At 63.1% G+C, this 14,878-nt stretch carries 16 protein-coding genes and 3 tRNA genes; 16 read left to right on the top strand and 3 right to left on the bottom strand.

Going from position 1 to position 14,878, the window contains the following annotated elements:
* The first annotated feature begins 6 nt into the window (after positions 1-6).
* Entirely contained in the window at positions 7-705 is a 699-nt protein-coding gene (locus AC3WJM_RS12575; RefSeq protein WP_284991876.1) for a copper resistance CopC family protein, read from the top strand.
* Here AC3WJM_RS12575 and AC3WJM_RS12570 read toward each other — a convergent pair.
* Positions 702-1,370 (bottom strand): NAD(P)/FAD-dependent oxidoreductase, encoded by a 669-nt coding sequence (locus tag AC3WJM_RS12570; protein ID WP_059388469.1) that lies wholly within the window; start codon positions 1,368-1,370, stop codon positions 702-704. The two genes, AC3WJM_RS12575 and AC3WJM_RS12570, sit on opposite strands and share 4 nt — an antisense overlap.
* A 397-nt stretch (positions 1,371-1,767) precedes the next feature.
* On the opposite strand from AC3WJM_RS12570, the gene AC3WJM_RS12565 reads away from it, so the two are divergent.
* Together AC3WJM_RS12565 and AC3WJM_RS12560 are read left to right on the top strand one after the other, a co-directional pair.
* Entirely contained in the window at positions 1,768-2,820 is a 1,053-nt protein-coding gene (locus AC3WJM_RS12565) for a universal stress protein (RefSeq protein ID WP_284991875.1), read from the top strand.
* A 39-nt stretch (positions 2,821-2,859) separates the two neighbouring features.
* On the top strand, positions 2,860-5,601 hold the full coding sequence (locus AC3WJM_RS12560; protein WP_492272012.1) for a PEP/pyruvate-binding domain-containing protein: 2,742 nt from the start codon (positions 2,860-2,862) through the stop codon (positions 5,599-5,601).
* A 1-nt stretch (position 5,602) separates the two neighbouring features.
* Here AC3WJM_RS12560 and AC3WJM_RS12555 read toward each other — a convergent pair whose 3' ends face one another.
* Positions 5,603-6,112 carry a metallopeptidase family protein gene (locus AC3WJM_RS12555; protein ID WP_492272011.1) on the bottom strand — a complete coding sequence of 170 codons (510 nt, stop codon included), beginning with the start codon at positions 6,110-6,112 and terminating at the stop codon, positions 5,603-5,605.
* Positions 6,113-6,272: 160 nt separating this feature from the next.
* Between AC3WJM_RS12555 and AC3WJM_RS12550 the strand changes: the two genes are divergently transcribed.
* Together AC3WJM_RS12550 and AC3WJM_RS12545 are read left to right on the top strand one after the other, a co-directional pair.
* Positions 6,273-7,325 carry a LacI family DNA-binding transcriptional regulator gene (locus AC3WJM_RS12550; RefSeq protein WP_492272010.1) on the top strand — a complete coding sequence of 351 codons (1,053 nt, stop codon included), beginning with the start codon at positions 6,273-6,275 and terminating at the stop codon, positions 7,323-7,325.
* Positions 7,326-7,373: 48 nt separating this feature from the next.
* The gene (locus AC3WJM_RS12545) at positions 7,374-8,294 is read left to right on the top strand and encodes a carbohydrate kinase family protein (protein ID WP_284991870.1); all 921 of its coding nucleotides are present in this window, start codon (positions 7,374-7,376) and stop codon (positions 8,292-8,294) included.
* 57 nt (positions 8,295-8,351) lie between these two features.
* On the opposite strand, the gene AC3WJM_RS12540 is transcribed toward AC3WJM_RS12545, so the two are convergent.
* Positions 8,352-9,275 carry a DMT family transporter gene (locus AC3WJM_RS12540; RefSeq protein ID WP_492272009.1) on the bottom strand — a complete coding sequence of 308 codons (924 nt, stop codon included), beginning with the start codon at positions 9,273-9,275 and terminating at the stop codon, positions 8,352-8,354.
* Between the two features lie 275 nt (positions 9,276-9,550).
* Between AC3WJM_RS12540 and AC3WJM_RS12535 the strand changes: the two genes are divergently transcribed.
* From AC3WJM_RS12535 to AC3WJM_RS12485, 11 genes are all read left to right on the top strand, one after another.
* Positions 9,551-9,623, top strand: a tRNA-Glu gene (locus AC3WJM_RS12535).
* Positions 9,624-9,723: 100 nt separating this feature from the next.
* Positions 9,724-9,797 (top strand) — tRNA-Asp (locus tag AC3WJM_RS12530).
* Positions 9,798-9,847: 50 nt separating this feature from the next.
* Positions 9,848-9,923 (top strand) — tRNA-Phe (locus AC3WJM_RS12525).
* 240 nt (positions 9,924-10,163) lie between these two features.
* Complete coding sequence (locus AC3WJM_RS12520) at positions 10,164-10,856, top strand: 8-oxoguanine DNA glycosylase OGG fold protein (protein WP_492272008.1); 693 nt, start codon at positions 10,164-10,166, stop codon at positions 10,854-10,856.
* Positions 10,857-11,231: 375 nt separating this feature from the next.
* Positions 11,232-11,819: a hypothetical protein gene (locus tag AC3WJM_RS12515; protein WP_492272007.1), complete on the top strand. Its 588-nt coding sequence runs from the start codon at positions 11,232-11,234 to the stop codon at positions 11,817-11,819.
* A 23-nt stretch (positions 11,820-11,842) separates the two neighbouring features.
* On the top strand, positions 11,843-11,989 hold the full coding sequence (locus tag AC3WJM_RS12510; RefSeq protein ID WP_492272006.1) for a hypothetical protein: 147 nt from the start codon (positions 11,843-11,845) through the stop codon (positions 11,987-11,989).
* A gap of 52 nt (positions 11,990-12,041) precedes the next feature.
* Positions 12,042-12,389, top strand: a complete 348-nt coding sequence (locus AC3WJM_RS12505; protein WP_492272005.1) for a hypothetical protein — start codon at positions 12,042-12,044, stop codon at positions 12,387-12,389.
* A 180-nt stretch (positions 12,390-12,569) separates the two neighbouring features.
* On the top strand, positions 12,570-13,094 hold the full coding sequence (locus tag AC3WJM_RS12500; RefSeq protein ID WP_492272004.1) for a hypothetical protein: 525 nt from the start codon (positions 12,570-12,572) through the stop codon (positions 13,092-13,094).
* A gap of 149 nt (positions 13,095-13,243) precedes the next feature.
* Positions 13,244-13,564: a hypothetical protein gene (locus AC3WJM_RS12495; protein WP_492272003.1), complete on the top strand. Its 321-nt coding sequence runs from the start codon at positions 13,244-13,246 to the stop codon at positions 13,562-13,564.
* A 50-nt stretch (positions 13,565-13,614) separates the two neighbouring features.
* On the top strand, positions 13,615-13,914 hold the full coding sequence (locus AC3WJM_RS12490; RefSeq protein WP_492272002.1) for a hypothetical protein: 300 nt from the start codon (positions 13,615-13,617) through the stop codon (positions 13,912-13,914).
* 52 nt (positions 13,915-13,966) lie between these two features.
* The gene (locus tag AC3WJM_RS12485; RefSeq protein WP_492272001.1) at positions 13,967-14,821 is read left to right on the top strand and encodes a hypothetical protein; all 855 of its coding nucleotides are present in this window, start codon (positions 13,967-13,969) and stop codon (positions 14,819-14,821) included.
* Positions 14,822-14,878 lie beyond the last annotated feature (57 nt).

Below are 14,878 nucleotides of genomic sequence, written 5' to 3'. Positions count from 1 at the left end.
TCGCTCATGCGCCCTATCCGCCAGTTGCTGGCCGTCGTCGTCGCTGCCACGGCGGTTCTTTTCTCTGCCGCCCTGTTCTCGGCGGCACCCGCCTTCGCGCACGATGTCGCCGAGTCAACGTCACCGGCCAACGGCTCAACGGTTGCCAGCGTCCCGGACTCCGTGTCCATCACGTTCAACAACCGGCCGCTCCTGCTCGGCTCGCAGATCCGGGTGAACGACGCCTCAGGACAGAACTGGGCAGATGGTTCCGTCGAGATTGTGGACGCCGTGGTGTCGCAAAAGCTGCGGCCTGGCGCGCCCGCCGGCGCATTCACCGTCATCTGGCGCGTCGTCAGTTCGGATTCGCACCCCATTGAAGGCACCTTCACGTTCACCGCCAAGGCAGGAAGTACGACGGCGGGCGGCGGCTCCGCGAGCACCGCACCTTCGGCGGAGGTACCCACCGCCGGCACCGCGGCCCCTGGTTCGACGACGACGCCCGAAAAGGTGCCCGATGCCTCCCAGCCGTTCCCCTGGAGCATTGTGATCTTCGCCGTGGTTGCCGCGGGCCTGCTGGTCTTCCTCGGCATCACCGCACGACGCCGGCTGGCAGGCGGGGGTTCCGATGATTCTGACGATTCCGGCGACGCTGATGACGCTGATGACGCAGGCGATGAAGAGGACGCCGAGGTTGAGCCCGGCAGCCCGGAGAAGAAGCCCTAGGCCAGGGCGGGAACAGCTGCAAAGGTGCCCGTGAGCGCCCCGTGGACGCTGTCCGGGTAGACCTTGGCGGAAATCGCCTGGCCCACCACCTTGGCTTGGCGCAGGACTTCCTTCGGTGTGGGTGTGGCAAGTTCGCCGACCCCAACCAAGTACATTCCGATCGCCCGCATGGCCGCGACGAGGTTCTGGCCGATGGCGAAGCCGAGCTCGGCAAGCATTCGCCTCAACTGGCTCTGTCCACAACGCGTGACAACGACGTGGTCGGCCAAAAGCACTCCGTTGGCCGTGTGAACGGCCCATTGGTACGAGGCGACGCCCGAGGACCCTGAAACTACCGATCCGGAAATCACGGACCCCGCGGCAGCTTCGTCCAGGCGATCGAGCCGGACAGCACGCGTGGTGCTCCGTACGTCGAGCCCGTGACTGGTTGCGTAGTTGCGCAGGTGCCGCAGGATTTCGCTGCGCTCCTGGAGGCACGCGGCGTCGGCGGCGTCGCAACGCTGCAGGATGCCGGTGTTGAGCGGCTGCAAAGGTCCGGGGACGTACATTCCGTCCACCACGATGGCATCCACGCCGTAGCGGCTGAGTTCGCTGGCCACGGCCAGGCCGGGCATGCCGGCACCGATGACCACGGTGGTGGTGCGTTCCGTACTCGCAGCAGGCATGGTTGACACAGCTTGGCTCCTCTTTGAAGGTGCGTTGCCGAGGCAACAGCGGGGTGGCGTCCGGGTCCCCAAGCGGTCGCGAATGATGGCCGTTGATGTGTTGAAAAACACGATCCCCGGTCATCAGTGCTTCGAACATTACAGAAGAAATCGCGTGGTGGATAGCCCCGGCATCGGCATGTCCGACGATGCGTTTTTCGCGCCCCGATTCGGCGGATTTCCACGCCCTCGGCGGGGTTTCCACATACGCTTCTTCCGGCTTGATTCGGCCCTTGCAAACGAGAATAGTGAGCATTGGAGACCGCAACTCACGGCAGTCGAGCGAGAAACACGTTATAGGCGCGGCCTCTGGCAGAATAGCCGCAACATCAGCCAGCAGTGCGAGGAGGCAGGCCCCATGGACCAGCACGGCAAACACTCTGAGAGCCATCAACCAGAGACCGAAGGCAACGGAGAGGAACCCTCCATTGCCCCCGGCGGAATTGTGGTGGGCGTTGACGGCAGCGAACACGGCCAATGCGCCCTCGTTTGGGCCGCCCGCGAGGCTGAACGCAGGCAGCTGCCCTTGCATGTGGTCACGGCCTACTCCGTGCCGATCTTCGCGGCTTCAGGGCTCGACGGCGGCTACGCGACAGTGGATGACTCCGTGATCCGGGACGGCGCTGAGGCGATCGTCAAGCAAGCCCTGGAGAAGGTCTCCGGCTACGCCATCGACGTCGATGGCTCGGTGGAGAACGGAGATGCCGCCGGCGTGCTGCTTGATCTGTCCGAAACGGCCGAACTCCTGGTCTTCGGTACCCGGGGACGCGGCGGCTTTGTCGGCAGGCTCCTGGGCTCCGTGAGCAGTGCCTTGCCCGCGCACTCCAAATGCCCCACCGTGACGGTCCCACTCTTCTGCGCGGACCGGCTGGGTGAAACCACTGAGGACAAGCACATCAAGGCCGAGCGCGCGAAGTCCGGCTCCCGCGTTGTCGAGAATGTGGTCGCAGTCGGCGTGGACGGCTCGGAACAGGCGCGCGTTGCCGTCCTGGAGGCCGCGGAGCAGGCTCAACGCATGGGCGCCAAGCTGCGCGTCATCTGCGCCGTACCCGAATACAGCGGCTCCTTGGCGTGGGTTCCGGCACCCCTGGACCGGGAGGCACTCTTCAAGGACATCAGGATCCAGTTGGACGCAGGCTTGGCGTGGCTCAAGAGCCACTTCCCCAAGCTTCCGGCGGAAACCCAACTGCTCGATGGTTCGCCAGTGGAAGTCCTCGTGGAAGTGAGCCGCAGCGTCGAACTCGTGGTGCTGGGCACGCGCGGGCGGGGAGGCTTCGCAGGAATGCTCCTCGGATCGACGTCGGATGGAGTCCTGCACCATGCCAAAGGACCCGTGCTGGTTGTTCCAGACCGCGAGGACCCCAGGCTGGCGGACCGCGCCAACTTCGGTCCCATGCTCGGCGCCGCATAACAGGCAAGCCCAAGGACCGGTGGACGCAGGCAGACGGTAATGGTGGAGCACGCAGAGCCCAGGGAGGCATCGCGCTTGATCGTCGAGCTGCGCCGGATCCGGGCAACCATGCTTCCAGAGGTCGGCGGCAAGGCGGCCAATCTCGGCGAGCTGATCTGGGCGGGACTTCCGGTCCCGCCCGGGTTTTGCCTGACCACCGAGGCCTACCGGCGCGCATTGCAGCCGGATGGAAGCCCCGAGCCAGCCGTCCGGGACATTCTCCGTGGCCTTGAGGCCGTGGAACCCGGCGACCTTGAGGGGCTCGCTTCCCTCGCGGCCCGCGCCAGGGAAACAGTGCTCGACGCCGGGATCCCGGCCGACGTCGAAGGCACCGTTCGCTCGGCCTACTCCGCGCTTGGCCCGGATGTCCCTGTGGCCGTCAGGTCCTCCGCCACCGCCGAGGACCTGCCCTTTGCCAGTTTCGCGGGACAGCAGGACACCTACCTGAATGTCGTGGGGGCAGATGCCGTCCTGCAGGCCGTCCGGAAGTGCTGGGCTTCCCTGTGGACGGACCGGGCAGTCAGCTACCGGGCAAGCAACGGGATCGACCACGCCACGGTGACGCTCGCCGTCGTCGTCCAACGGATGGTGGACGCTGAGGCCGCGGGGGTGTTGTTCACCGCCAATCCGGTGACCGGGCGCCGCCGCGAGGCGGTCATCGACGCCAATCCCGGGCTCGGTGAGGCCGTGGTCTCCGGCGCCGTGAATCCGGACCACTTTGTGGTGGATTCGCTCACCGGCAGGATCACGGAACGACGGATCGGGGACCGGAAGCTGGTGATTCGCTCCGTTCCCGGCGGCGGGACCGAAAAGCTCGACGCCGAGCCTCGGGCCGAAGGCGGAACCGCGCGGGACGCCTGCCTTGCCGACTCCCAGATCAGGGCGCTCGCGGTCCTCGGCCAGCGCGTCGAGGAGCACTACGGAGCACCGCAGGACACTGAATGGGCCATCGACGGCGACGGCAAACTGTGGCTCACCCAAGCGCGCCCTATCACCACGCTCTACCCGCAAATGACCCGGCAACCAGCAGTCCCCGGTCCGCACGCGTACCTTTGCTTCAGCCTCGCCCAAGGCCTCACCCGCCCCCTCACTCCCATGGGACTCGCGGGCATCAGGCTCATGGGGTCCTCGGTGGCCGGCGCGGCGGGATTCCGGGTTCCCGAACCGCGGGACGGGCCTTCGCCCTACTACGAGGCGGGGCAGCGGATCTATTTTGACCTCACTTCGGTGCTCAGGAGCAGGGCCGGGCGCGCCATCGTGCCCAGGATTTTCGACGTCATGGAAGCACGTTCGGCGTCCATCATGCGTGCCCTGTTCGAGGACCCGCGTTTCGCCGTCACCAGCAAGACGCCTTTCAAACTGCTCAGGCACGTTGGCCCGATCGTGCTCCGCTTCCACCTTCCGGAGACGCTGCTGCGTGCTCTCTTTCGGCCGGACGTTGCCCTTGGCAAGGTGGAACAGCTGGACGGGAACCTGAAGGCCACGCATGAAGTCCCCACCGATGCCACCCCCCGTGAAAAACTGGACCACGCCGAGCGGATACTGCGCACGGAATTGTTCCCCATACTGCCCAATATCCTGCCCCCGGTAGCGCTCGGCTTCGCGATGATGGGGCTGGTACGGAAGCTGCTTGGAGAACAGGCTTCCTGGGGTGAGCTCCAAACCATCATCCGCGGCCTGCCCAACAACGTCACCACCGAAATGGACCTTGCGCTGTGGCGGCTCTCGGCCAGTATCCGTGACGATCCCGCTTCCGCGGTGGCGTTTACCGGTGGCGATCCCGCTGCGCTCGCGGAGAGCTACCGCGATGGCAAGCTGCCGGTCGTCGCGCAATCGGGATTGGCCTCGTTCCTGCGCGACTACGGGCACCGGGCCATCGCGGAAATCGACCTAGGCATGCCCCGCTGGTCCGACGACCCCACCCACATCATCGGAGTCCTGGTCAATTACCTTCGCCTCGACGATCCCCGCCTGGCGCCGGACAAACAGTTCGAAAAAGCAGCCCGCGACGCCGAGGAACAAGCCGCCGTGCTGGTGGCCCGTGCGCGGTCCAAGAGTCCGCTCCACGCCAGGATCGTGAAAATGGCACTCGAACGGACACGCATGTTTGCCGGGCTCCGTGAACTTCCCAAGTACCACCTCGTGCGGGGCTTCGCCGCGGTCCGAGCACAGGTTGCGGAAGCAGGGGAGGCCTTGGCGAAAGCGGGAATCATCGACGATGCCAGCGACGTCTTCTTCCTGGATTTCAACGACGCCCGCCACGGCTTGGACGGCAAGGATCTCCACGAGCTCGTGGCGCAGCGCCGCGAAGCCTATGAGCTTGAACTCAAGCGCCGCCACGTGCCACGCGTGCTGCTCTCCGACGGCACCGAGCCGGAAGCGCTGCCAGCCGGTCTCCTGAGCGGCGCGACGGGGGCACCGGCGTCGGACGGCATGCTGTTGGGAACCCCGGCTTCGGCGGGAACCGTGACGGCGGTGGCAAGGGTGATCATGGACCCGGTGGGCGCGCATCTTGAACCCGGAGAAATCCTGGTGGCGCCCTCGACGGATCCCGGCTGGACGCCCCTCTTCCTGACCGCCGGGGGACTCGTGATGGAGATGGGCGGTCCCAACTCGCATGGCGCCGTCGTGGCTCGTGAGTACGGGATTCCGGCAATCGTGGGCGTCCCGGATGCCACGTCCCGGATCAGCACAGGACAGACGATCACGGTGGATGGCGCCGCGGGGACGGTGGCTTTCTAGCCTATCCCCAGCCGAGTTCGTGCAAACGGTCGTCGCCGATGCCGAAGTGGTGGGCGATCTCATGGATCACCGTGATGGCCACTTCGTCGATTACTTCCTGGCGGGATCCGCAGATATCCAGGATCGGCTGACGGAAAATGGTGATCCGGTCCGGGAGGGAACCGGCATCCCACCAAGAGTCCCGTTCCGTCAACGGCACGCCCTCATACAGGCCCAGGAGTACGGTGTCCGGTTCGTCTCCAGGCTGCGGGGTGTAGTCGTCCTCGATGAAGATGGCCACGTTGTCCATGGCCCGGGCAGCTTTGTCCGGGATGAGGAGCAATGCATCGCTGACGGCTGCCTCGAAGTCTTCCGGCGACATACTGAACGGAATGGTACTGGCCGCCGCGGCGTCAGCGCCAATCCCGGGACCCCCGGATCCGGGGCCGGGGAGCGGAGAGGAAATGCGCTGGCCGCCAGGGGCATCGCCGTCGGGAACAATCGGCAGGCCGGGAGGTAAATTCGCGGGCATGATCCGACTCTAGTCCGCGGCGCGGTCGTTGACGCCGGATGTGATGACAGCTACAGTTTTCCGGGCTGGTAATTCGTATAACCCAGCCCCAGGTTAAGCCCAGCCAGTCGTGCGGATCCTGTGACAAGCACCCCGGAGTTCCCAGTAGACAGGCCAGCCCATGACCCGCCCCGGCAGCCGCTCAGGCACGACGATGAACGACGTCGCTGCCGCAGCCGGTGTTTCCCAGGCCACGGTTTCCTTGGTGCTCAATGACGCCGCAGGAACCAGGTTCTCTGATGAAACCCGACGCCGGGTCCATGCCGCCGCCAACGAACTGGGGTATCGGACCAACGCCCACGCCAAAGTGCTCCGCGACGGCGTTGCCGGGATGATCGGCTTCGTCGGCGACTTCGTGGCCACGGCGCCATTCGCGGGCAAGATCATCGAGGGCGCCCAAGCCCGGGCTTGGGAGGCCGGACTGCTCCTCCTGACCGTCAACACCGGCGGCGACAAGGCCCTCGAGGCCGCTTCGCTGGAGACCATGCTGTCCTACAAGGTGGCCGGAGTGGTCTACGCCGCCATGTACCACCGGGTCCTTGACGTGCCGGACGTCCTGGCCGAGGTGCCCGCCGTCGTGCTCAATTCGCGCGACCGGTCCGGGCGGTTCCCGAGCATCGCTCCGCAGGAGGAGCTGGGCGGCTACACCGCCACCAAACGCCTGGTGGACGCGGGTCACCGGCGTATCGCGATGATCAACATCGGCGCGGTGGACGGCGAGCTGCCTGCCGCCGTCGGACGCCATGCGGGCTATCTCCGGGCCCTCAAGGAGGCCGGCCTCGACGCCGACCCACTGCTCCACAAGATCGGCGACGGGCATGAATCCGGCGGATTCGACAATGCCCTGGCGCTCATGACCGGTCCTCAGCCACCCACTGCCATCTTCTGCGCCAACGACCGCACCGCCTGGGGCAGCTACCAGGCGCTGGCCCAGCTCGGATTATCGATCCCGCGCGATGTGTCGCTGGTGGGTTTCGACAACCAGGAAACGCTTGCCCCGCACTTGCGGCCCGGACTGACCACGCTGGAACTACCCTTCCTTGAGATGGGCCGGCGCGCCATCGAACTGCTGCTGGCCGGCGCGGAACGTGATGGCAGTACCGAATACTTTGAATGTCCCCTCGTCGAACGCCATTCCGTGGCGGCGCCCCCGAAAACCACCATTAGCCCCTGAAATTCACTAGCAGCCAGTGAAACTCCCCAACCAAGGAACAGGAAACGCATGAACCACTCGCACCTTGCGTCCGAGCCGCTCGACGTCGTCGTGGTCGGCGAAGCGCTCATCGACATCGTCAACTCGCCTGGAGGCCAGACCGAATACCCGGGCGGCTCGCCTGCGAATGTCGCCTACGGCCTCGGGCGGCTCGATGTGAAAGCAGGGCTGCTGACCGCCGTCGGGCGCGACTCCCGGGGCGAGTCCATCGCGGCCCACCTGGCAAGCGCCGGTGTGGTTGTCCTTCCGGGCTCGCAATCGCTCGCGAAGACCGCGACGGCGACTGCGGAGATCGCCGCGGACGGTTCGGCCAAGTACACCTTCGACATCGAGTGGAACCTGGGCCCCGCCGCACTCCCTTACGCGCCAAAGGTGCTCCACACGGGCTCGATCGCCACGTTCCTCGAGCCCGGCGCGGCTAACGTCAGGACGCTCCTGGAGCAGGCCCAGGGCGGGTGCATCGTCACCTACGACCCCAACATCCGCACCGACCTCCTGGGCAGCCACAGCGAGGCCCTCCGCATTTTCGAGGAGCTCGTACCGCTGACCAGCGTGGTGAAGCTCAGCGACGACGACGCGTTCTGGCTCTACCCCGGCAAGTCCTTGGAAGAGACTGCAACACACATCCTGGGCCTCGGTGCGGGCCTGGCCGTCGTCACCCGAGGTGCCCAGGGTTCCTTGATGGCGACGCCGCACACCCAGTTGACGGTTCCGGCGGTGACCTCGGTGGTGGCGGACACCATTGGCGCCGGCGATTCCTACATGTCTGCGCTGATCCTCGGGCTGCTGCTGCGCGGTAGCCAAGGGCTCGCGCCCACGGTTCTCGAACGCATCGGACAGACCGCCTCCATGGCCGCGTCCATTACCGTGGGGCGTCCGGGAGCCAATCCGCCCACGCACCGCGAGCTTCTCGCCGGGATGGCAAGGTAGCCGCGGCGGAGGTGCGACGGCGGTGCGGCGCACCTTGGCGCCGGGCCGCCCGGCTTCTTAGCGGGGGGTGATCCCGCGGGAACGGCGCCGCGTCAACCCGACGCCCACAAGGCAGATGACGCCGCCCACAAGGCCCCAGATGGTGGGGATTTCCTTGAGGACCGCCCAGGAAATCAGGATCGTGGTGCCCGGAACCAGGTACGTCGTGGCGGCGAGTTTCCCGGCCTCGATGAGGGACAGTGCGTAGGCCCATGTGGTGAAAGCGATGGCGGTGGGGAAAATTCCGAGGTACACCAAGCCGAGGGTGGCCGGAAGGGGTGCGGCCTGCACTTCGGCCACTAGTTGGCCGGCCCACGGCAGGCAGCACACGGCGCCCACCATGATGCCAAACCAGGTGGCCTGTGCAGCGGAGAACGTGCGCAGCACCGGCTTCTGGACAATCACGCTCACCGCGGCGAGCACAGCGGCAAGGAGGCACAACAGCACTCCGGCGACATCCGCCGTCGAGCGCTGTCCCGAACCGAGCGCGATCAGCGCAACGCCGCCGAACGCCACGAGGCTGCCGATGATCAGCCAGCGCGGAAAGCCTTCTTTCAGGATCACGCCGGCCAGGACGGCGATCAGGATCGGCGAGACGTTGATGAGCATGGCGCTGGTTCCGGCATCGAGCATGTGCTCGGCGGCGTTCAGGGCGAGGTTGTAACCTGCGAACCACATGACGCCGTAGGCGAGGATGGGCAGCCATTCGCGTCCTTTGGGCCAGCGCTTGAGCCTGGGCAGGGCGACAGTGCCGAGCGCGACGGCGGCAACCACCAGCCGTCCGAGGGTCAAGGAACCGGGGGAGAAGCTGGGTCCCACTGCGCGGATGCCCACGAAGGCGGACGCCCAGAGGACAACGGTGACGATGACGGCGGCGATGCCGAGCTTACTGATGGTCCGGGAGGGTGTGGTCGCCGGAGAGACTGGTGTGCTTGTGGCCATGGTGCCAATCTAGCCCGGGAGCAGCTGGACGGACTGGCGGAATTCGGACGTCTTTCAACAAGAAACCGCCAACCCTGGCACGGCGGTCTTGAGCGGTGGCTTGAGACTGGCGCTGCGTCCGGATTGCGTCCTGGTTTGAGACCCCGTTTGCGTTCCGCGCTGCGCGATTTGGGAATATCCCTGAGTATGCTCTAAAGTTTTAGAGTCCAGTTCGGACGAGCGAGAAGCGGTAAACGCATAGCGTTGTTGACCGTCGCGAATTCGGATTGTTCCAGGCCCCCATCGTCTAGCGGCCTAGGACACCGCCCTTTCACGGCGGCGGCACGGGTTCGAATCCCGTTGGGGGTACGCAAGGAACTGGTCAAGCCGGGCTGAAAAGTCTGGTAGGCTGGAAGCCTTGAAAAAAGCGGTAGAGATACCGCAATCGTAGTAGAGATACTGCAAGCAAGGCCCTGTAGCGCAGTTGGTTAGCGCGCCGCCCTGTCACGGCGGAGGTCGCGGGTTCAAGTCCCGTCAGGGTCGCTCTGATTGCCGGAAGAAGTTCCGGCAATCATGGTGACATTGTCACCTAAGGCTCTGTAGCTCAGTTGGTAGAGCGTTCGACTGAAAATCGAAAGGTCACCGGATCGACGCCGGTCGGAGCCACCAGCTAGAACCCCGCATTTCCCAGTATTTATATGGGATTTGCGGGGTTTTTTCTTTGTCTTGCGGAATGTGCGATTCACCATGGATCAGCTGGAATCGGAAAAATTCTGCGTCGGGCCTCTGGTATTCCCTTGGTAGCGGGACTTCCCCGGCGTCTGGCCGCCGACGTTAGTCAGGTGATCGGTTTGACAGCTTCCCGTGGCGTTGAACCGTCCCGTCGCTGGAGCGAGGGAGGATACCAACATGACGACAGACATTCCCCAATCGCTAATTGCCCTGCTTGAGGAGGAGCCGACCCCGCAGGTGGCTTTCCTTTGGGACCGGGAGCCGTGGCTGGAGCAGATGTGCCATTTGCCGGATGTAGTGGCGACGTTGGACCGACTTCCCGAAAAAGTAGACCGTCAGATCATCCGGGACGTGGTGTTGTCCGAACTGGGCGCTGGGCTCGTATTGTCTGCCTTCGTAGCGGCCATGGTTTGGGGCTGGGGTACAACCTCGGGCCGGGGAGCGCTGCGCACGCGATGGATCCTGACTGAGACCGCTGACCGAAGCAACCCGCCAGAACTGATTTCGGCCGATCCGACCGTGAACGCTCGGTTGGAAGCTGGAGCCAAGGTCGCCCGTGGCGACGGGCCTCATGAGGCGTTTCGACTTATGAATAACGAGGGAGCAATCAAACACCTGGGACGTTCATACTTCACAAAGTGGTTGTACTTCGCATCGGCGCTTGACGGTCCTGACGATGCGGCAGCAGCTCCCATCCTCGACGACAAGATAACCGGCTGGTTGAGGAACGAAGCTGAGGTGTCTTTGGACAAGACGACTGCTTCTTATGCAACGTACCTCGAGTTGTTGGCATGCTGGGGCGAGCCATACGGGCGCACGCGCGTGCAGGTTGAAAAGGCGATCTTCAAACTCGCAACGGGCCGTGGCTAGAGGCAGGATCAGAGTGGTGCCGGGGTCGTAGTCACCGACGGATTGCGACTCATGATTCGGGAGGTCGGGAGATCGAGCCTCCCCACCGCTACCAAGAAAATCACGAGATCCGCGAGATTCCGGGGGCTTCTTCGTTTCCGGCGCGAGCTGACGGATGCCAAGGTGTAGCTACTCCGGTAGCTACACGCCACACGTAGCCACCGGATGACAGACATGGACGCAAGGGGTCTCGCGCCCATCGCAAGCCATGGTTCGAGTAGTGTCTGGGGCATGCTGACGGACCTACTTCCAGACCCATTCCTATGGTTCTCTCATCACCAATGGGGCATCCTACTTAGCGGTATGTGGGGGGCCATCTTCAGCGGATTGATCGCTGTGGGCGTCTTGGTCTGGACACTAAGGACACAAAGAACCCAGTTTCGCGAACAACTGGACGCCCAAAAGGGTGACCTTGATGCGCAGCTCGAAGCCCAGTCGGATGCGCTCGGTAAGCAACTCGAGGCGCAAGCAGCGGGCATTAGCGAACAGGCGAAGCAGCAGGCCGCAGAGGCATCGAAAGAGCGTGAGCTAGCTGCCCGCGCAGAGATAATCGTCGCCGTTCAAGAACTGATGACGTCGAACGGCAGCCCAGATGCCAAAGTGGCCATCTGCCTCCGAATTGCAAACGGAATCGAGAAATGGAGATTCGAGCTTCAAAGCGGGGAGGACCAAGCACTCTGGAATGAGCTTGACGCATGGCGGCCGGTTCCTCCGTCGCTCCTACATAGGCTGTACCCCTTCGGCGGACCAAAACTGCTGTCAGAAGCTGCAGCCGGCACCCTCCTAAAGATCGCCTGCGGCCACCTTCTAAACGCAGTGATTGAGCTACGAAGGAACTTCGATGGTAAGAACTGGACTTCCGATGAGGTGGCAAGAGTGATGAGAGAGTTCCGGGTGAAGTCCCTTACGGCGCCACCCGAGTGACGCGCCACACTTAGGATGTGGGTGTGGAAGTTATCTGCACTATCGAAGCTCCGGACGGCAGCTTCAGCCATGTCACCGAGACGGCCACAACGTATGAGGAAGCGCTAGCCGCGGCCAGGGCTCAGGTGTCTGAGGGCAGCCGCATGATTGCGATCCGCCAGAGCGACTGAACCGGGTGGACTTGTTTCGAAACTTTGCGTCTACGCCCCCTAGACTGCGCAGGTGAAGACAATCGCACTAATCCTCTACATCGTCGCATTTGTGGCAGATCTGGCAGGTATTCTGCTGGTCATTGTTGACGTGGTGACGGACGTCAACAAGATGAGAAAATTCGCCAGTCGGCCCAAACCCTTTGTTAATCGGTTCATAAAGCACAGGGTGGGCGGCATCCTGGTCCAAGGACCGGAGGTCGCGTATACAGCCGCGGTGGATGCAAACAACCGCAGCATCGAGGCCTACGTCACCGAGAGGCTCGCTGACGGCAGACTAAAGCGATGGGGTGGTGTCGCCCTAATTGTTCTGGGCTCTATCACGGGGTTCGCCGGCAATGTAGTCTCCCTTGCTTCCTAAGATCTGGCCCCGCTGACAGCCCCGTTCGGCTTCGGCATCATGAATCCATGTGCGGACGCTACGGTGTTTCGAAATCGACTGCCGACCTGATGGCTGCCTTCAGCGTCAACGAGTCTTACGTCGATGAGTTGCAGCCTTAGATAGATTGACACCAAACTCATTCACTCTCATGGAGGCCTCATGGATTGGTCCACGTTAATACCGGTAGGCACTCTCATCGCGGGTTCCGTGCTCACGATGGTCACGGAAAAACTTCGTGACCGACGCCAGTTGGCCCGTGAACAGTCGGCACGAGATGCCGCGAGGGAGACTACGAAACTGGACCGACGGGAAGAATTTGAACTCAGCGTGCTGCGTGACACTCATTCAGCCGTCACTAACCTGATGCGTGCGATTCTCGAAATCCATCTCGAAGGCGTCCGCCGGTATCACCGAGGCGGCCTCTACCTGCCCGAGGAGGACGCCGGGCGTGACCAGTATGAGCGGCTGCGTCAGAAACAAGGTGAATTTGCCTCGCTGAGGGGCCTTATTCTTGAAGTATCCATACGAGATAAGTGCGATGAATTCCAGAATCTCGTTACCCGACTCTCAATTGCGACGAGTTATGACGACGGAGATTCCCTTTTGACTGAGCTTGGACCAGTCGTGGCCAGGGTCCAAGACTCAGTCTCTGCGCGCATCAGGACGCTTTATAAGCAGCCCTAACTTTTGGAAAAACGCATTCAGCGGAGAATATTCGGGCTGCGCGCTCGATGCGGTGAAGGCCCGGCAGCGCGATCAGCGTTTCTTTCGTCTCGCGTGTGCTCGCTGGGCTGTAGCCTGACCACGTTCATTCAAGCCAGATGGGGGCAACAGTGCAGTTCGATCATTCAGCAGGGATCTTTAAGGCCGGCGTCTTGATGTTCTTCATTTTCGGCCCCATCGTGGGCGCACTTGGAGGAGTGGTTGCGGCCCCAAGCTTTCCGTCGCTTTCAACTGGCAATCCCAACCGGGGAGTGCTGATTATCGGCATACTCATCGCTCTCGCTGGTTGGCTGATGGGTCTTGCCCGCTTCATGATGATTCTCGTGGCGATACACCGTGCCTTAGTCAAAATCGATGCTCTGCCTGTGCTCCAGCCGTCCCGTGCCGCCTCGACGCAATCGACGCCCGCCGTCCGATACAACGACTACTAGTTGACGGCCGACCTTCCTCCAATGTCTGCCCTCGGTGGCAGACTCTGGCTGTGGAGGAAAAGAAGTTCTGGCAGCCGCCGCGCGCGCATAGGCCCACGCCTGTTGTGCCGGCGGTGGATCCTGCGGCCGTGGAAGGGGCGACGCGACCCAAGGAACCTTTGCCTGTGTTCGTGACGCTGGACTACATCAGCGGCGGGACTCACGAGGTACCAGGCTTCGCGTACGGCTGGACTAAGGCGCATGTGCTGGTGTCAGTGCCCTGGCCGATGGAGTACTACGAGAGCCGCAAAGAAGTCTGGGTGGAAGCGTCCAGGGTGCGGCGCCGGACAATAGACCCTGGCCGTTACTAAATGGAGGGCTTCAGAAACCTAAGCCGTCAGCCCGATCCCCTATAGTCCTCCCATGACCCATTTCACTTCCGATCAGCTTACCGCCCTGGCCGAAGAGATCCCCACAAAGGCGATCGATCGCGGGCTCCTTTTCATTGAGGATGCCGAGTTCCTGAAATCGGCTGATGTGCAGCTCAGTGCGGCCTCTGTGAGCATCGACAACGCGCTCGCTATCGCTGCTGCCGCCCATGCACCGTTCGTCTCGCTGCAGGTCGATAAGTTTGATCCTGTCCATGTGCGAGAAGTCCTAACTCCAGACAACGGCGATGAACTCCCGGCGAAGGTGAAACGCCTCATTTCGGCAGCAAGATCACATACCGGCGAAGTGGACGCGCTTTGGTTACGATGGCCGGCCAACGGCCTGATTCTTGAATGGACAGCTGTCTGCGAATGGCGGGACGCTCTGTGGGAGGGCCTGCAGAGCGCGGTGGACGAAGCCGAGCGAGGGCTGAACCTAGAAGCCATAACCCGGGAATACGCTCAAAAAGCCAAAATTTCTGAACTCGCCGCCATTCTCATTACCTCGACCGAGTTTCGTGCCACACCAGCTAATAAACGTCACCCTGTTGCAGAGTCGATTATTTCGTCGGCGACTACTGACGACATTGAACCGTACGTTGTCAGTCAAGCTTCGAGCGAGGCTGCCCGTGCAGTGGATCGCAAAAGTTTCGAGTATGAGGGAAAGTTCCAGGCCGAGGTTCAAGAACTCGCTAGGGAGTTGAGGAGACGTCCCGATTGGGCAAAGGCGACGACGGTGGCGCGTCGCCGTGAAGCCGCCCAGCTTTTTCTGGCTGAGAAAGCTGATGGCTATCGGGTTGGCCCACGAATCGTGGTGCCGGTTATGGAAGCTGCTCGAGCACCGGAATGACCGTTAAACCCAAAATCAGCCCTCACCGCGGGGGACGGCGAGGGCTGATTTTGTGTA

This window comes from Arthrobacter sp. FW306-1B-G06A (assembly GCF_058781765.1).
Note: the sequence above shows the minus strand (reverse complement) of the source record. Positions and strands in the feature narration are given on the sequence as shown.